The sequence below is a fragment of the Mesorhizobium sp. WSM4810 genome, from assembly GCF_055811235.1.
The window spans coordinates 94,367-111,242 of sequence record NZ_JBVVQV010000019.1; the positions used below are offsets into that span (position 1 = coordinate 94,367).

A 16,876-nucleotide genomic window follows, 5' to 3' on the forward strand; every position below is an offset into this window, starting at 1 on the left:
CGAATGTGCCGGTGGGCGGCCTACCTCGGCGAAGCGGTTTTCCTGGAAGACATCGTCACGGCGCCCTGCCATTCGCTGATCGCCCAGAGCCATTGCGCCCAGGAAGCCAAGTCGCCGACCAATGGCGATGGCTTTGGTCTCGCCTGGTACGGCGACCGGCCCGAACCGGGCCTGTATCGCGACATCCTGCCGGCCTGGTCCGATCCCAATCTGAAGAGCCTGTGCCGGCAGATCAGGTCCAGCCTGTTCCTTGCCCATGTGCGCGCCTCGACCGGCGGCGCCACCAGCCGCATGAACTGTCATCCCTTCACTGCCGGCCGCTGGTCGTTCATGCACAACGGCCAGATCGGCGGCTTCGAAAGAATCCGCCGCGCGCTGGAAAACGCGCTCTCCGACGATGTCTTCGATCGGCGCGAGGGCACCACCGATTCCGAACTTTTCTTTCTCCTGATGATCGACGAGGGTCTGGCGGGCGATCCGCAAGGCGCGGTGTCGCGCGCTACGGCGCGGGTGATCGACGCCTCGCGCCGCGCCGGCTTCGAACCGGCGCTGATGCTTACCGCCGCCTTGTCGGACGGCGAATCGCTCCATGCGGTGCGCTATGCGACCGATGCCCACGCGCCGACGCTCTACACCTCCGTCTTCCGCAACGGCGGCGGGCGATGCCTGATGTCGGAGCCTTTCGACCGTGATGGCGGCGACTGGCAGCCGATCCCGCCCTCTAGCTTCGTCACCATTACCAGAGACGGCATGACCACTCGTCCATTTGCGCCGGATCCGGCAAGACTGGCGCTGGCCGTGTAGCTCCCTCGCTATCGCGGCAACATCGCGGGACAGCGCCCCCCTCAACAGACCCTCGCAGGCGCGCGGCGACGCTCTCGGGCCGCTGCACGGCGTGCCGTTTACGCTGAAGGACACCCACGAAACACTGGGGATGAAGACGACGGTCGGCTTCCCGCCTTTTGCCGACTATGTGGCGAGAAAAGACAGCCCGATCGTCGTCAGGTTGAAGGCGGCCGGCGGCGTGTTCGTCGGCAAGACAAATGTCGCAACGATGCTGGGCGACTGGCAGTCGAACAACCCACTGTTCGGCCGCACCAGTAATCCGTGGGATCTATCGCGCACCGCCGGCGGTTCCAGCGGGGGAGCTGCGGCAGCACTTTGCGCGGGCATGACGCCATTCGAACTCGGCACCGACATGCAGGATTCGATCCGCCTGCCGGCAGCCTTCTGCGGCGTCTACGGCCTCAAGCCGACCGAGCATCGCGTCTCCTTGGCCGGCGCCTTTCCCGATCCCGGTGGCGTACCGCGCGGCGTACGGCTGATGTCCTGCATCGGTCCGCTGGCCCGCAACGTCGAAGATCTGGCGCTGATCCTGAGGATCATTGCAGGACCGGATGGCAGCGACACCGACCTTGCCCCGGTGCCTGTCGAGGGCACGCCGGAGGTTGATCCCAAGACCCTGCGCATCGCCTTCGCGCCGGCCTTTCCGGGTTTTCCGGTAGCCGGCGAGATCAGGGCCGCGGTCGAAAGTCTGGCCGAGCAACTCAAGTCTGCGGGGGCAGCCGTCGAGGAAGCAAGACTGCCGACGCTCGACCTGCATGACGATCTGACGCAAGGCGGCGCGCTGATCGGCATGATGCTGGAGGCTGCGCAACCGGAGCCGCCAGAAGACCCGACACCGGTCTCGCGCTGGTTCGAGGCGCTCGCCCGCCGCGACCAGTCAATCCTTGCCTGGGACTGGTTTTTCGAAGGTTGCGATGTCTTGCTTTGCCCCGTCGCCATGACCACGGCCTTTCCGCATTGCGAGCCGGGAACACCAATCAAGGTCGATGACAGGGAGCAGAGCTACTGGCTGCTGCCAGCCTATGGCGCGGTGTTCAACTACAGCGGCCACCCGGCACTGTCGATGCCCTGCGGGCAGGACCGCGACGGCCTGCCCATCGGCCTGCAGCTGGTCGGCCGTCGCTGGTCAGAATCGCGGCTGCTTGGCATCGCCAGGGCGATAGCGCCGCTGAGCGGCGGTTTTCGCCCTCCGCCCGGCTATTGAGCAAACCGCGCCAACCCATAGGGCTCAAGCAGCGGGTCGCGCGCGTCGTCCAGTATTTCCCGGCCGGCGAACAGGCCGACGGCAGGCGCCAGGGTGATGCCGGAATGCATGACCGCGACATAGAGGCCGCTCACGCCTTGAGCCCGTCCGATGATCGGAAAGCCGTCAATCGGCGTCGGCCGATAGCTGACAGTGTGAAAATCGAGATCCAGCCGGTCGGCGCCGCGCAGCATGGTTTTCATCGACGCATACAACTCGCGGGCTGTGGCTTCGGCATCCATGCCCGGATCGGCGCCGCCGAAATCCGAGCCGGCGATGATGCGGCCCTCGGCAGTCTGGCGCATGTGCAGCCGGTCGCCGATCACCAGGCCGTTGAGCAGCTTTTCGTACGGGCGTGAATGGACGATCAGGCCGGGCGGCGTCTCGATCGGCAGTTTTAGCCCGGCCGTTGCCGCAATTGCCGCAGAGCCGGCGCCGGCCGCGATCACCACCTCGTCGGCGACAATCGGTCCGCCTGACGTATCGACGCCGCTAATTCTGCCATTGGTCTGTATCAGCGCGGTGACTGTCGTGCTGGTAATCACCCGCGCGCCAACCCGCTCGGCGTCGGCCAGCAGCGTCTGCGTGGCCGCGACCGGTTCGGCCACGCCCTCCTCAGCGACGTGAAGGGCGAAGTCGGGAAGCTCGGTCAAATTGGGCTCTATACGTGCGGCTCCCACGCGGTCGACGCGCTCGATCCCGTAGCCCCAGGCGGAATGCTCGGCGGCATAGGCCTCAAGCTCGGCCGGCGGCAGGTCCCAGCACAGGCCGCCGCACCAGGCGAGCGGAATGCCGGGCACGTCATGAGCAAGCCGCGTCCATTCGGCCATCGAACGGCTACGCAGCCGGAAATACGGCTCTGGATTGCCCCAGCTGGCATTGATCCAGGCAAAGGAATTCGGCGTGGCGACGCCGCCGGCGCCGCTGTCGGCAATGATCGTCACGTTCGCGCCAGCCTTCGCCAGATGCCAGCCGATGGACGCGCCGATGATGCCGGCGCCGACGACGATGACGTGCTTGGCTGCGCTCATGGATGGACCTTTATCGAACCGCCTCATGTTGATGCCATTGCGGCGGACCTATCTCAAGGCCGGGCAACCGCCCAAAATTGTTCGACAGGCTGCAAAAGCGCTGCTAGAAGCCCGCGCACCACATGGGATTCCATAAATTGGCTGAAGACATCACGAACGCGGTGGCGCGCCGCCGCACTTTCGCGATCATCGCGCATCCGGACGCCGGCAAGACGACGCTGACCGAAAAGCTGCTGCTGTTCGGCGGTGCCATCCAGCTTGCCGGCGAGGTCAAGGCCAAGAAGGATCGCATCCAGACCCGGTCGGACTGGATGAAGATCGAGCGCGAGCGCGGCATTTCGGTCGTCACCTCGGTAATGACCTTCGAGTATGAGGACAATGTCTTCAACCTGCTCGATACGCCCGGTCACGAGGATTTCGCCGACGATACCTATCGCACGCTGTCGGCGGTCGATGCGGCGGTCATGGTCATCGACGCCGCCAAGGGTATCGAGCCGCGCACGCTAAAACTGTTCGAGGTCTGTCGGCTGCGTGACATCCCGATCATCACCTTCGTCAACAAGATGGACCGCGAAAGCCGCGACCCATTCGAGATCCTCGACGAGATCGAGCAGAAGCTGGCGCTGGACACCGCTCCGATCACCTGGCCGATCGGCCGCGGCAAGACCTTTTCCGGCACCTATCATCTGGCGCTGAATGCCGTGCGCAAGGGCGACGCGGAGAAAGAACGCACGCCGGTCAACGGTCCCGACTCCAACCGCGTCGCCGGCCTGTTGCCGGAGAACGAGCGCGAGGCTTTCATTGAGGAGCTGGAGCTGGCGCGCGAAGCCTGCCGTCCGCTCGACATCGGTGCGTTCCGCGAGGGCCATCTGACGCCGGTCTATTTCGGTTCGGCGCTGCGCAACTACGGCGTGCGCGATCTGATCGAGGCGCTTGGCGCCTACGGACCGCCGCCGCGCGCGCAGGAGGCCGACACCCGCAAGGTGGAGGCGACCGAGGATAAGATGACCTCCTTCGTCTTCAAGATCCAGGCCAACATGGATCCCAACCACCGCGACCGCATCGCCTTCGTCCGCGTCTGCTCGGGCAAGCTCGAGCGCGGCATGAAGGCCAAGCTGGTACGCACGGGAAAACCGATGAGCCTGTCGGCGCCGCAATTCTTCTTCGCCCGCACCCGCGTCACCGCCGACGAGGCCTTTGCCGGCGACGTCGTCGGCATCCCCAACCACGGCACGCTGCGCATCGGCGATACGCTGACCGAGGGCGAGGAGATCCTGTTCCGCGGCGTGCCGAATTTCGCGCCGGAAATCCTGCGCCGCGTCCGTCTCGGCGACGCGATGAAGGCCAAGAAGCTGAAGGAGGCGCTGCACCAGATGGCCGAGGAAGGCGTCGTGCAACTGTTCTCGCCAGAAGACGGTTCGCCGGCAATCGTCGGCGTCGTCGGTGCGCTGCAGCTCGACGTGCTGAAGGAGCGGCTGAATATCGAATACACGCTGCCGGTCGATTTCGAGATGTCGCGCTTTTCCGTCTGCCGCTGGATATCGGCCGACGACAAGGCCGAGGTGCATCGCTTCATCGAGGCGCATCGCGGCGACATTGCCCGCGACCTCGACCACGATCCGGTGTTCCTTGCCCAGCACGCCTTTTCGCTCAACTACGAGGCCGAGCGCTGGAAGGCGATCCGCTTCGCCGCGGTCAAGGATTACCAGGTCCGCGACAAGGCGGCTTGACCGTTGCCGTATGGCCGCCAAGATCACACTCGCGCGTTGCGCCGCCCTTCATCCGCCTGCCGGCACCTTCTCCCCGTATAGTGACGGGGAGAAGGGGGGCTGGCCGCAACGCCAACGCCCTTCCTGCAACGTGGGTAATTGGCGAAATCATGTATGAGAGCGCCCCTCTCCCCGTCACTATACGGGGAGAGGATGCCGGCAGGCAGGTGAGGGACGGCGCCGACTTTGGCAGTTGATATTCCCAAAATCGGGCAAAGATCGCCTGTCGGGAGCGTCTCACTCACCCCCTGGCGGCCTCTTCGATCTTGGCGATGTCGATCTTGGTCATTTGCATCATCGCCTGCATGACGCGGCCGGCCTTTTCCGTGTCGGGGTCCTGCAGCAGCCTCGGCAATTGCTCCGGCACGACCTGCCAGGAGACGCCGAATTTGTCCTTCAGCCAGCTGCACTGGCTGGGCTCGCCACCGCCCTCGATGAGCCTTTCCCAGAAATAGTCGACCTCCTCCTGCGTATTGCAGTGGATGGAGAGCGAGACTGCCTCGGTGAACTTGAATTGCGGCCCGCCGTTGAGCGCCTGGAACTGCACACCGTCGAGCTCGAAATAGGTCACCAGCACCTTGCCCTCATTATCGCCGCTGCCCTTGGGCCAGCGCATCACGCTCAGCACCTTCGAGTTCTTGAAGATGGAGATGTAATGGTTCATGGCCTCCTCGGCCTGGTCGTCGAACCACAGGCAGGGGGTGATCTTTTGCATTTTCTTGCTCCTTGGGCTGTTTTGGCTTGTTTTCACGCGTCCAACGGCCGGCTGGCGATTGATGCCGGTCGCCGCCGTCTGCCCAAGGACGCTCAAACAAAACACGATCCGACAGCACCTCTGACTTTTTTTACTGCCTGGACCGGCTTGCCGTCTTTGGCTCAAGATCCGGCGCATCGCAAAACCGTGGCCAGACCAGACGGTGGCGTATATAACGCCGCTCAATTCCGGTTTTCCGCCCCTGTTCGGACGACGCAAACAGCAAGGACAGTTTAATGCCCGCCTACCGTTCCCGCACCACTACCCATGGCCGTAACATGGCCGGCGCCCGCGGCCTGTGGCGCGCCACCGGCATGAAGGATTCCGATTTCGGCAAGCCGATCATCGCTGTCGTCAATTCCTTCACCCAGTTCGTTCCGGGCCACGTCCATCTCAAGGATCTCGGCCAACTGGTCGCCCGCGAGATCGAGAAGGCCGGCGGCGTCGCCAAGGAGTTCAACACCATCGCTGTCGACGACGGCATCGCCATGGGTCATGACGGCATGCTCTATTCGCTGCCTTCGCGCGAGCTGATCGCCGACTCGGTCGAATATATGGTCAACGCCCACTGCGCCGACGCCATGGTCTGCATCTCGAATTGCGACAAGATCACGCCGGGCATGCTGATGGCGTCGCTGCGTCTCAACATCCCGACCGTCTTCGTCTCCGGCGGCCCGATGGAGGCCGGCAAGGTGGTGCTTGCCGGCAAGACGCAGGCGCTCGATCTGGTCGACGCGATGGTCGCGGCTGCCGACGACAAGATCTCCGACGAGGACGTCAAGACCATCGAGCGCTCGGCCTGCCCGACCTGCGGCTCCTGCTCGGGCATGTTCACCGCCAATTCGATGAATTGCCTGACCGAGGCGCTCGGCCTTTCGCTGCCCGGCAACGGTTCGACGTTGGCGACGCACGTCGACCGCAGGCGGCTGTTCGTCGAGGCCGGCCACCTGATCGTCGATCTCGCGCAGCGCTACTACGAGCAGGACGACGACACCGCGCTGCCGCGCAGCATCGCCTCGAAGGGCGCCTTCGAGAACGCCATGACGCTCGACATCGCCATGGGCGGCTCGACCAACACCGTGCTGCACATCCTGGCTGCCGCGCATGAGGGCGAGATCGATTTCGGTCAGGACGACATTGACGCGCTGTCACGCAAGGTGCCGGTGCTATGCAAGGTTGCCCCCGCCAAGGCGGATGTGCACATGGAAGACGTCCACCGCGCCGGCGGCATCATGGCGATCCTCGGCCAGCTCGATAACGCCGGACTGATCAACCGCGACCTGCCGACCGTGCACACCGCAAGCCTCGGCGAAGCGCTCGACCATTGGGATATCTCGCGCACGTCAAGCCAGAATGTCCGCGACTTCTTTCTGGCGGCCCCGGGCGGCGTGCCGACGCAGGTCGCCTTCAGCCAGGATCGCCGCTGGGACGAACTCGATCTCGACCGGGAGAAGGGTGTCATCCGCTCGGCCCAATATCCTTTTTCCAAGGATGGTGGCCTTGCCGTGCTGAAAGGCAACCTGGCGCTCGACGGCTGTATCGTGAAGACCGCGGGCGTCGATGAATCGATCCTGAAATTCACCGGCCCGGCCAGGGTGTTCGAAAGCCAGGACGCCAGCGTCAAGGCGATCCTGTCCAACGAGATCAAAGCCGGCGATGTCGTCGTCATCCGCTACGAAGGGCCGCGCGGCGGCCCCGGGATGCAGGAAATGCTCTATCCGACCAGCTATTTGAAGTCGAAGGGCCTCGGCAAGGCCTGCGCGCTGGTCACCGATGGCCGCTTCTCCGGCGGCACCTCCGGCCTGTCGATAGGCCATGCTTCTCCCGAGGCGGCGGAAGGCGGGCTGATCGGGCTGGTGCATGAGGGCGATACGATCGAGATCGATATCCCGAACCGCACCATCCGGCTTGCAGTCGACGATGCCGAACTGGCCGCCCGCCGCGCCGCGATGGAGGCCAAGGGAGCCGCCGCCTGGAAGCCCGAGGAAAAGCGCAAGCGCAAGGTGACAATGGCCTTGCGCGCCTACGCCTCGATGGCGACCAGTGCTGCAAAGGGTGCGGTAAGGTATGTGCCGGAATAGGTTCGCTTCTTCAAAGGGATGACGGTAGATGGATTTCGACCTTATCGTCCGCGGCGGCACGCTGCCCGACGGCAGGATCGCCGATATCGGCATCATCGGCGAGACGATCGCGGCCATCGAGCCGGAGCTGAACGCTGGCGCGGGCACGGCGATCGACGCCCATGGCAATCTGATCTCGCCGCCCTTCGTCGATCCGCATTTTCACATGGACGCCACGCTCTCGCTAGGCATCCCGCGCATCAACGTGTCGGGCACGCTGCTCGAAGGCATCTCGCTGTGGGGCGAACTGAAGCCGCTGTTGACGCACGAAGCGGTGCGCGACCGCGCGCTCGCCTATTGCGACTGGGCAGTGTCCATGGGCCTGCTCGCCATCCGCAGTCATGTCGATGTCTGCGATACCAGGCTGCTGGCGGTCGAAGCTCTGCTCGATGTGAAGAAGACCGTCGCGCCCTATATCGACCTGCAACTGGTCGCCTTCCCGCAGGATGGGTTTTATCGCTCGCCGACGGCGCGCGATAACACCATCCGCGCGCTCGACATGGGTGTCGACATCGTCGGCGGTATTCCGCATTTCGAGCGCACCGTGGCCGACGGCACGCGTTCGGTGACGGAACTGTGCGAAATCGCGGCAGAACGCGGCCTCATGGTCGACCTGCATTGCGACGAGACCGATGATCCGCTGTCGCGCCATATCGAACAACTGGCCTATGAGACGCAACGCCTCGGCCTGCAGGGCAGGGTCGCAGGCTCGCATCTTACGTCGATGCACTCGATGGACAATTACTATGTCTCGAAGCTGTTGCCGCTGATCGCCGAGGCAGGCGTCTCGGCGATCCCCAATCCGCTGATCAACATCATGCTGCAGGGCCGCCACGACACATTCCCCAAACGCCGCGGCCTGACGCGGGTCAAGGAAATGCTTGCCCACGGTATCCGCGTCGGCTGGGGTCAGGATTGCGTGCTCGACCCCTGGTATTCGCTGGGCACCGCCGACATGCTCGACGTCGCCTTCATGGGCCTTCACGTCGCCCAGATGTCGAGCCCGGCCGACATGGCGCGCTGCTTCGACATGGTCACCAACGTCAACGCCGCCATCATGTGCCTCGACCATTTCGGCCTGTCGGTCGGCAAGCGCGCCAGCCTCGTCGTCCTCGATGCCGGCGATCCGGTCGAGGCCTTGCGCCTGCGTCCCGAGCGACTCTGTGTCATCGCCAGGGGCAAGGTGGTGGCCGAGCGGGCCAGGCAGGAAACACGGCTCTCGATCGCCGGACGGCCGGCAACAGTGAACCGCAGGCATCGCCGGTCTCAAAACTCCATCGATCAGATTGATAGGTCCTGACCGCAAGTCTACAATCAACCTCAAGTTTTATGCCGAGGAGGATGTCATGTGGCACAAGGCGGCGATGGTGGTCGTGTTGGCGGCGACCTGTGCAGGCTGCATGACGGCCGAAGACCGTCGTGCCGCAGACGAGGCGAAATGCCGTTCCTACGGCTTCGTCAGGAAGAATGATGCCTTCGCCGAATGTCTGCAGCGCATCGATCTGGCGCGCCGCGCCGAGCTCAGAAGTGCGTCGGTCTTCAATCCTTGGGATCGGCCGGTGATCTATCGTCCGGTTATCATTCGGCCACGGCCAAAGTAGGCCGTTGCGATCGTCCGTACAGGCCCAGCCGATTTCCGGTCCCTGGTCTGGCCGGCTTCCCGATTTCCGCTCGTCAAAGTGGCCGCTTGCGTCTACGACGCTGCTCACCGGGCTTTCATGCGGGAGGAAGCGACATCGGGATGGCACAGCCAACAGCCCAGAATTCGAAGATCAGGAACGTGCTTTTGGCTGGCATTCTGCTGATGCTGGCCGGCGATTTCCTGTTTGCGTTGAATGATGCGATGGGTAAATGGCTGGTCGCCAGCTTTTCCGTCGGCCAGGTCGTGCTGATCCGTTCCATCGGCGCCTTTTTCGTGCTCGGTCCGATGATCGCGCGTCAAGGCGCGGCCAGGCTGTTCCGCATGGAGCGCCTGGAACTGCAGGTCTTGCGCGTCGTCATGACAACGCTCGACACGGCGCTGTTCTACGCCGCCGTCGTCTATCTGCCGCTCGCCGACGTCATGAGCTTCTACATGGCGGGGCCGATCTACGTGGCGGCGCTGTCCCACCTGCTGCTTGGTGAAAAGGTCGGCTGGCGCCGCTGGATGGCGATCCTGGTCGGGTTCTGCGGTGTGCTGATCATGCTCGAACCGTCCTCGGCCGCGTTTTCGCTGTCGTCGACCTTCGCGCTGGCCGGAAGCATTTCATTCGCGTTCGCCATCATCCTCAACCGTCGGTTGCGCGGCACCAGCGACACCTCGCTCGTTACCTGGCAAACCATCGGCACGCTGCTGGTCGGCGGGTTTCTCACCATCGGCAACTGGCAGACGCCGTCCTCGCTCGATTTCGGCGCCATGCTGCTTCTTGGCATCGTCTCCTGCGGCGCGCATCTGATGATCACCAGGGCGCTGAAGCTGGCGCCGGCGTCGACGCTGGCGCCGCTGCATTACAGCCTGCTGCTGTGGGCCGTCATCTTCGGGCTGGCCTTCTTCGGCGACATGCCCGGCCCGCGCATCCTGATCGGCTCGGGCATCATCGTGCTGGCCGGCCTATTCATCTTCCATCGCCAGAAAGTAGTCGACACGGTGCCGCCCGAAAACGTGCCGAAAGGTGTCAACTAGGGTCCAGATTTCTGGTGCCTTAAGGTTCAGAGTTTTGGCACCTACCCGGCGCGCACCGCCGCCAGATGCGTTGAGAAGTCGGCCGTCTCCATCAGCGCCCTGCAGCGTGAAAAGCGACCGTCGGCATAGGCGCGGAAATCATCGGCCGGATTGCTGTTGGCAAGCTGGATCAGTCCCCACAGCGTCCACAAGAGATCGCACATCGCCTTGTAGATGACGATGCGGCCGCGCTCCGCCGGCGTCGGCTCGCCACCGAAATAGGCGCCCATCATCTCGTCCTCCTGCGCCGTATCAAACTGGCCTTCGACGCTGAGGTCGCCGAGATCCCAAAGCGGGTCGTTCATGCCGGAATATTCCCAGTCGACGATCCACATCCTGTCGCCCGTATCGAGAAAATTTTCGCACAGCGGATCGCAGTGGCAGGCGACGAGAGGCAGGGGATGCGCGGCAAGCGCCGAGCGCACGGTTTCCGCCTCCATAACGACGTCGTGGTAACCGGCAGGCAGGGCGACGTCCTTGGTCGACAGCACCTTCAGGTAGTCGTCGATCATCGCAAACAGCTCGAAGCGGAAGGGAAACACCGCGCCGGATGTATGCAATCTGCGGAAGGCTTTGCCGGCACGCGCCGGACTGCCCGGCCGGGTCTTGAATTTATCCGGCGACATCGTCTCGGCGCCCGCGATGAAGCGCGTCACCATCACGCCTGTCTCGCCGTCGACATGCAGCAGCTCGGGGCTGACGCCGGCCATCGCTGCCTCCCGCGCCGCCACCGCCTCGTTGGCGCGGTTGATATACTCCTGCGTGCCCTTGCCGGGAATCCGCAGGCAGGCATCTCCAGCCCTGAAGACGAGGTTGGTGAGGCCACCCAGCCGCTCCAGCGGTCCCTCGTAGCCGGCCAGCGCCGGAATGGCTGCAAGCGCCGCGCGTGCTTCCTCGTCCACCATCGCTTCTGCCCTCTTTTCGCGTCTATTTGTGGTGACGACGGTTCCACAAATTTCGCCGTTTGGCTATCATCGCTTGCATGCGGTTCACTCCAGCGCCGTGCGTTCCTGCAGGACGCGCTAAGAACGCTGCGGCGCTTTGATTTGCGGACGAGACTGTAATGGCGGACAGGAAAAACAAAGGCGCGCTCGCCGCGGCCTATGCAGCGAAGCGGCCAGAGGAGGTGGCGGCGCTCTACGACCGCTGGTCCGACACCTACGATGCCGACATGTCGGCGGCCGGTTATCGCCATCCGACCATCTGCCTTGCCCTGCTTGCCCGCCACCTGCCGCGCGGCGCGGCACCGCTCCTCGATGCCGGTGCCGGCACCGGGCTCATCGGCGAGTGGCTGAAGATCGCGGGCTATCCGCAGGTCGAGGCGCTCGACATTTCCGAAGGCATGCTGGCCCAGGCAGCGCGCAAGGGCGTCTATTCGGCGCTTCACTGCCTGGCGCTCGGCGGCCCGCTGCCCTTCGCGGATGATGCCTATGCCGGGATCATATCGGCCGGCGTCTTCACCTCGGGCCATGTCGGCGCTGAGGGGCTGGACGAACTGATCCGCATCTGCCGGCCGGGCGGGATAATCGTGCTGACGGTCAAGAACACCCTGTGGGACGCCGGCTTTTCCGCAGGGATAGACGACCTTGAGGCGAAGGGCGTCGTCACGCGCGCCGAGGAGACATCGCCCTATGTCTCCATGCCGGGCGAGGCTGACACCGTGCCCAGCCGCGGTCTCGTTCTGCGCGTGAACTGACCATCCCCGCTCTTATGCATGTCGCGCAAAAGTGCGCAGCGGTTTTGCGATAACGACATGCATAGAAACAAGTTACTTAAAGCGCCTCGCATGAATCCGTTCAGACGCGACGCGCTTTAGGCTCTGATCCTTTCTCCGGCCGGGTCGTAAAGCGGCTCGAGATGGATTTTTGCCGGCGTCCGCTCCATAGCCACCACCAGCTCGTAGTCGCCGCAGGTGAGGAAATCGTCGCTGACGCCGTCGGCGTTGTGCACATAGCCGTAGCCGATGTTCTTTCCGACCGTGTAGCCATAGCCGCCGCTGGTCAGGTAGCCGACCGGCTCGCTGTTGCGCAGGATCGTTTCGCGCCCGAGCAGCACGATCTCGCAATCGTCGACGGTGAAGCCGGCAAAGCGTTTTTTCAGAACCGCGCCGCCGATCTCTTCCAGCGCCCGCCGCCCGAGAAAATCTGTGTTCTTGCGAAGCTTCACCGCCCAGCCAAGGCCGGCCTCCTGCGGCGTGTCGTTGGGCGTGATGTCGGAGCCCCAGGCGCGGTAGCCTTTTTCCAGCCGCAGCGATTCCAGCGCCCTGTAGCCGACCGGGCGGATGCTGTGCTCCTCGCCCGCCGCCATCAGAGCGTCGAAGATTTCGCCCGTCGCCGCGATCGGCACATGCAGCTCCCAGCCGAGCTCGCCGACATAGGTGACGCGCAGCGCCCTAACTGTGGTGCCGGCGATGGAGATTTCCCGCACGTGTCCGAACGGGAAAGCGGTGTTCGACACGTCCGCGTGGGTCACCGCAGCCAGCACGTCGCGGGCCCGCGGCCCCATCAGCGACAGCGTGCCGAAATCCTCGGTGACATCGGTGAGCGTCACGTCGAGCTGGTTGCCGACATGGTCGCCGATCCACGAGAAGTCATGCGTCCTAAAGCCGGTGCCGGTGACGACGTAGAATCGGTCTTCGCCGAGCCGCGCCACGGTCAGGTCGGCCTCGATGCCGCCGCGCGTGTTGAGAAGCTGCGTGTAGGTCAGCCGGCCGACCGGCTTGGCGACGTCGTTGGCGCAGATCCAGTCGAGCGCCTTCAGCGCATCCGCACCGGTCATTTCGTATTTGGCGAAGGACGATTGGTCGAAGATGCCCACGTGTTCGCGCACGTGCCGGTGCTCGTCGCCGACCGGCGAAAACCAGTTCTGCCGGCCCATCGAATAGATGTCCTTCGGCTCGACGCCTTCGGGCGCAAACCAGTTCGGCCGCTCCCAACCGAGCTTGGAGCCGAACACGGCGCGGTGCTTTTGCAGCCGTTCATAGAGCGGCGACACGATCCGTGGCCGGCCCGTGGCATACTCTTCATGCGGGAAGCCGATCGTATAGTGCTTGCCATAGGCTTCCAGCGTGCGGTCGCGGACCCATTGCCGGTCGCGGTGCAGGTCGGAAAAGCGCCTGATATCGACCACCCACAGGTCGAGTGGCGCCTCGCCGTCGACGACCCACTGCGCCAGCACCCAGCCGGCGCCGCCGCCTGCCGCGATGCCGAAGGCGTTGAAGCCGGCGCCGACGAACATGTTGGCGCATTCGGGTGCCACGCCGAGAATGAAATTGCCGTCCGGCGTGAAGCTCTCCGGCCCGTTGATCATCTGCTTGACGCCGACGGTTTCGAGCGCCGGAACCCGCGTGATTGCCTGGTTCATATGCTGCTCGAAATGATCGTAATCGTCGTCGAACAGCCGGAACTGCCAGTCGTCAGGGACATCGCCGCCGGGAAGATCGGTCGTCCAGGCTTGCGGGTTCGGCTCATAGCCGCCCATCACCAGCCCGCCGACCTCCTCCTTGAAATAAATGCGGCGGTCGGGGTCGCGGATCGTCGGCGCATCGGTCGCCAACCCGTCTATTCTTTCGGTGACGAGGTACTGGTGCTTCACCGGCTGCAGCGGCACGTTGATGCCGGCTAGCGCTCCCACCTGCCGCGCCCATTGCCCGGCACAGTTCACCACCTTGTCGCAGGCGATATCGCCCCTGTTGGTCTTTACCGTTGTGATGCGGCCCTCCTGCATGTCGAAGCCGGTGACGCGGACATCCTCGAACAGCCTAGCGCCATGCATGCGCGCGCCTTTGGCCAGCGACTGCGTGATGTCGGAAGGGTTTGCCTGGCCGTCGGTCGGCAGCCAGTTGGCGCCGACGAGATCGCCGGTTGCCAGCAGCGGCCACATCGCCTTGACCTCGGCCGGTGACAGCAACTGCATGTCCATGCCGAAGCTCTTCGCCGTCGTCGCCAGCCTCTTGTACTCGATCCAGCGGTCGGCATTGGTGGCGAGCCTGAGGCATCCGGTCATCTTCCAACCGGTGGCCAGCCCGGTTTCGGCTTCCAGTCCCTTGTAGAGATCGACCGAATATTTGAGCACGCGGGTGATCGAGGCCGAAGACCGCAATTGACCGACCAGCCCCGCCGCATGCCATGTCGAGCCCGAAGTCAGTTTGCCCTGTTCCAGGAGCACGACATCGGCCTTGTGGTCACGCGCCAGATGATAAGCCGTCGAACAGCCGATTATGCCGCCGCCGATGACGACGATCTCGGCGTGGGCGGGCAAGGTCATGATATCTGTCCGTATTTTGTTCTGTAGTTTTCCAGCGCGGCATCGAGCCGCGTCAGGTTTTCGTCGGTATAGGCAACGTAGTCGATGCCTGGTGCGTCGAGATAGAGTTCGGAAACCATGCTCCACATCGCCTCGCGTAGCAGCGATGCGCATTGCATGGCCGCATGCGAGCGGCGGATCGCCTCGTCCGGCTCCTTCATGAAATAGGCGGTCAGGAAGGCGAAGGACTCCTCGTCGTTCATGGTGGCGTTCGAGGCGACGCCGGCGAGGTCGAACATCGCCGTGTTGAAGCCGGCATATTCGAAATCGATCAGCCACAGCCTGTGGCCGTCATCGAGAATATTAGCCGGCAGAAGGTCATTATGACCGAAGACGATCGGCAGCAATTTCTGCGCCCGTTCGAGCTCGTCTGCAAGCGTCAGCAGCCGCGGCAACTCGCTTCGCATGCGGCTGTCGGCTTCCTCCAGCGTGCGCGCATAGTCGCGGATGACATGGAATACCCAGAACATGAAGCCGGCGCCGGAGACATGATTGGGCATCTCGCGATGGAAGCCGCGCATCAGGGCGGCGACGCGGTCGATATTGGCGCGGACGTCCTCGGCGACAAAAGTCTTGGCGCCGAGAAATTCCGTTACCAGGATGCCGGGCTCGGAATGGCGGACCGCAGGCGCGAAGCCGGCGGCATGCGCCGCGCGCGCAGTCATCACCTCGCGCTCGCGAAAGACGTGATGGAACGGAAAGTCCTGGCCAAAGCGCACGACATGCCGCCCGGCGGCGTCCTTGACCAGATAGTTGGCGTTGCTCAGGCCGCCCGGCAGCGGCGCGATCTCGATGCTGCCGGTCCAGCAGGGCAGCGCGCGGATGCGGTCCTCGGCGGTCACGGGTGAATCCCTCGTTGCGCGGGGTTCAAGGCGTCGCGGGCGACGCAAAGATGGCGGCCGGCAGGAGGGAGCAATGCGAAGTCCTCGTCGGTGCGGGATCCCGGGATCGGTATCCCGCACCGCACCGACGAGCCCCAGTGCCGGGTTCTTTGACTCCGGCATCCGCCCCCGCGGATTCAAAAAAGTCCTTTTCCCTTACGTCAGACGATTTCCCGGACGTTCGGGCAGGCGAATTTTGGTGCGGCTCTGCCATCGTTCTCCCGTGGCAGTTCCGAAGCCTGTCACAAGCCAGTGTCGCGCCATGTGATCCGGCTTGTCAACGACAACTTGTGGCTTTTTGCCCGAAATCACAAGGATTTCTTGTAAACTGTGGCCGATTTGCCTTAGAAGCGGTCAGTAGCGCAACAAATCGATTGGGTGAGACTGATGCCCTCGAAGCGGCATGGCGAGATCCTGCGTCTCCTCCATGAGGAAGGCACCGTCACCATCGCCAGCCTGGCCGACCGGCTGGGCGTCTCGCTGGAGACCGTGCGCCGCGACGTCAAGCCGCTGACCAGTGACGGTTCGATCCTGAAGATGCATGGCGCCGTCGGCCTGCCGTCGATGGCCGGCGAGGCGCCGTTCGAGCGGCGTATGCGCGAGAATGCCGATGCCAAGCGCGCCATCGCCCGCATGGTTGCCGCCACCATCCGCGACGGCGAAGCGATCATGCTCGACACCGGCACCACGACCTCTTTCCTGGCCCGCGAACTGCTCGGTCACCGGCGGTTGACGGTGGTCACCAACTCCTCCGACATCGCCCGCACGCTGGCCACCGTCAACGGCAACAAGGTCTATATGGCCGGCGGCGAACTGCGCAGCGATTCGGGCGCTGCCTTCGGCGTCTCGGCCATTGCATTCGTCAGCCGCTTTTCCGTCAGCCACGCTGTGATCTCCACCGGCGCGGTCGATGCCGTCACCGGCGTGATGGACTATGATCTGGACGAGGCGGAATTCGCCCGCATGGTGCTGTCGCGCGGCCAGCGCTCGCTCGTCATCACCGACCACACCAAGTTCGGCCGCCAGGGCCTGGTTCAGGTCTGCGGCCTCGACGGTTTTTCCGAACTCGTCACCGATCGGCCGCCGCCGCACGCCATCGCCGCAGCCCTTGCCCAGGCTGGCGCACGGCTCAGCATTGCTGGCAGCGAAAGCGGGACCTGACCTGGCCAGAGCAGTAATGCGGTGAGCCTGGGATCGGCGGCTTTTCTTCCTTGCCGTCCCGGTGT

At 64.1% G+C, this 16,876-nt stretch carries 14 protein-coding genes; 9 read left to right on the forward strand and 5 right to left on the reverse strand.

The window, feature by feature from the left end; all coding sequences use genetic code 11:
* Positions 1-3: 3 nt before the first annotated feature.
* Together AC0L3O_RS24305 and AC0L3O_RS24310 are read left to right on the forward strand one after the other, a co-directional pair.
* On the forward strand, positions 4-804 hold the full coding sequence (locus tag AC0L3O_RS24305) for a class II glutamine amidotransferase (RefSeq protein ID WP_473616821.1): 801 nt from the start codon (positions 4-6) through the stop codon (positions 802-804).
* Complete coding sequence (locus AC0L3O_RS24310; protein ID WP_473616823.1) at positions 767-2,050, forward strand: amidase; 1,284 nt, start codon at positions 767-769, stop codon at positions 2,048-2,050. Before AC0L3O_RS24305 ends, AC0L3O_RS24310 begins: the two co-directional genes overlap by 38 nt.
* Here AC0L3O_RS24310 and AC0L3O_RS24315 read toward each other — a convergent pair.
* Positions 2,044-3,120: an NAD(P)/FAD-dependent oxidoreductase gene (locus AC0L3O_RS24315; RefSeq protein ID WP_473616824.1), complete on the reverse strand. Its 1,077-nt coding sequence runs from the start codon at positions 3,118-3,120 to the stop codon at positions 2,044-2,046. The two genes, AC0L3O_RS24310 and AC0L3O_RS24315, sit on opposite strands and share 7 nt — an antisense overlap.
* 122 nt (positions 3,121-3,242) lie before the next feature.
* Between AC0L3O_RS24315 and AC0L3O_RS24320 the strand changes: the two genes are divergently transcribed.
* Positions 3,243-4,850 (forward strand): peptide chain release factor 3, encoded by a 1,608-nt coding sequence (locus AC0L3O_RS24320; RefSeq protein ID WP_473616825.1) that lies wholly within the window; start codon positions 3,243-3,245, stop codon positions 4,848-4,850.
* A 280-nt stretch (positions 4,851-5,130) separates the two neighbouring features.
* On the opposite strand, the gene AC0L3O_RS24325 is transcribed toward AC0L3O_RS24320, so the two are convergent.
* Positions 5,131-5,604, reverse strand: coding sequence for a VOC family protein (locus tag AC0L3O_RS24325; RefSeq protein WP_473616827.1), 474 nt, complete (start codon positions 5,602-5,604; stop codon positions 5,131-5,133).
* A gap of 275 nt (positions 5,605-5,879) precedes the next feature.
* Here AC0L3O_RS24325 and ilvD point away from each other — a divergent pair, with 275 nt between their 5' ends.
* The 4 genes from ilvD to AC0L3O_RS24345 all read left to right on the forward strand — a co-directional run bounded on the left by ilvD (position 5,880) and on the right by AC0L3O_RS24345 (position 10,425).
* Entirely contained in the window at positions 5,880-7,724 is a 1,845-nt protein-coding gene (gene ilvD, locus AC0L3O_RS24330; RefSeq protein WP_023802860.1) for a dihydroxy-acid dehydratase, read from the forward strand.
* A gap of 28 nt (positions 7,725-7,752) precedes the next feature.
* Entirely contained in the window at positions 7,753-9,063 is a 1,311-nt protein-coding gene (locus AC0L3O_RS24335) for an amidohydrolase family protein (protein ID WP_473616828.1), read from the forward strand.
* 46 nt (positions 9,064-9,109) lie between these two features.
* Positions 9,110-9,364: a hypothetical protein gene (locus AC0L3O_RS24340; protein WP_473616830.1), complete on the forward strand. Its 255-nt coding sequence runs from the start codon at positions 9,110-9,112 to the stop codon at positions 9,362-9,364.
* 140 nt (positions 9,365-9,504) lie between these two features.
* On the forward strand, positions 9,505-10,425 hold the full coding sequence (locus AC0L3O_RS24345) for a DMT family transporter (RefSeq protein ID WP_287217663.1): 921 nt from the start codon (positions 9,505-9,507) through the stop codon (positions 10,423-10,425).
* Positions 10,426-10,466: 41 nt separating this feature from the next.
* Here the strand turns inward: AC0L3O_RS24345 and AC0L3O_RS24350 are convergent, their stop codons facing one another.
* Positions 10,467-11,369: a phosphotransferase family protein gene (locus tag AC0L3O_RS24350; RefSeq protein WP_287138410.1), complete on the reverse strand. Its 903-nt coding sequence runs from the start codon at positions 11,367-11,369 to the stop codon at positions 10,467-10,469.
* A 158-nt stretch (positions 11,370-11,527) separates the two neighbouring features.
* Here AC0L3O_RS24350 and AC0L3O_RS24355 point away from each other — a divergent pair, with 158 nt between their 5' ends.
* Complete coding sequence (locus AC0L3O_RS24355; protein WP_287055164.1) at positions 11,528-12,160, forward strand: class I SAM-dependent DNA methyltransferase; 633 nt, start codon at positions 11,528-11,530, stop codon at positions 12,158-12,160.
* 116 nt (positions 12,161-12,276) lie between these two features.
* Here AC0L3O_RS24355 and AC0L3O_RS24360 read toward each other — a convergent pair whose 3' ends face one another.
* On the reverse strand, positions 12,277-14,730 hold the full coding sequence (locus AC0L3O_RS24360) for a GcvT family protein (RefSeq protein ID WP_473616831.1): 2,454 nt from the start codon (positions 14,728-14,730) through the stop codon (positions 12,277-12,279).
* Positions 14,727-15,611, reverse strand: coding sequence for a phosphotransferase family protein (locus tag AC0L3O_RS24365; protein WP_023802867.1), 885 nt, complete (start codon positions 15,609-15,611; stop codon positions 14,727-14,729). Before AC0L3O_RS24365 ends, AC0L3O_RS24360 begins: the two co-directional genes overlap by 4 nt.
* A gap of 423 nt (positions 15,612-16,034) precedes the next feature.
* Between AC0L3O_RS24365 and AC0L3O_RS24370 the strand changes: the two genes are divergently transcribed.
* Positions 16,035-16,811, forward strand: coding sequence for a DeoR/GlpR family DNA-binding transcription regulator (locus AC0L3O_RS24370; RefSeq protein ID WP_473616849.1), 777 nt, complete (start codon positions 16,035-16,037; stop codon positions 16,809-16,811).
* Positions 16,812-16,876: the final 65 nt, after the last annotated feature.

Bases quoted from the DNA above. Each gene is read 5' to 3' on its own strand.
- AC0L3O_RS24305 (WP_473616821.1), top strand. From the start codon at position 4: ATGTGCCGGTGGGCGGCCTACCTCGGCGAAGCGGTTTTCCTGGAAGAC.
- AC0L3O_RS24315 (WP_473616824.1), bottom strand. From the start codon at position 3,120: ATGAGCGCAGCCAAGCACGTCATCGTCGTCGGCGCCGGCATCATCGGC.
- AC0L3O_RS24320 (WP_473616825.1), top strand. From the start codon at position 3,243: ATGGGATTCCATAAATTGGCTGAAGACATCACGAACGCGGTGGCGCGC.
- AC0L3O_RS24325 (WP_473616827.1), bottom strand. From the start codon at position 5,604: ATGCAAAAGATCACCCCCTGCCTGTGGTTCGACGACCAGGCCGAGGAG.
- ilvD (WP_023802860.1), top strand. From the start codon at position 5,880: ATGCCCGCCTACCGTTCCCGCACCACTACCCATGGCCGTAACATGGCC.
- AC0L3O_RS24335 (WP_473616828.1), top strand. From the start codon at position 7,753: ATGGATTTCGACCTTATCGTCCGCGGCGGCACGCTGCCCGACGGCAGG.
- AC0L3O_RS24340 (WP_473616830.1), top strand. From the start codon at position 9,110: ATGTGGCACAAGGCGGCGATGGTGGTCGTGTTGGCGGCGACCTGTGCA.
- AC0L3O_RS24345 (WP_287217663.1), top strand. From the start codon at position 9,505: ATGGCACAGCCAACAGCCCAGAATTCGAAGATCAGGAACGTGCTTTTG.
- AC0L3O_RS24350 (WP_287138410.1), bottom strand. From the start codon at position 11,369: ATGGTGGACGAGGAAGCACGCGCGGCGCTTGCAGCCATTCCGGCGCTG.
- AC0L3O_RS24355 (WP_287055164.1), top strand. From the start codon at position 11,528: ATGGCGGACAGGAAAAACAAAGGCGCGCTCGCCGCGGCCTATGCAGCG.
- AC0L3O_RS24360 (WP_473616831.1), bottom strand. From the start codon at position 14,730: ATGACCTTGCCCGCCCACGCCGAGATCGTCGTCATCGGCGGCGGCATA.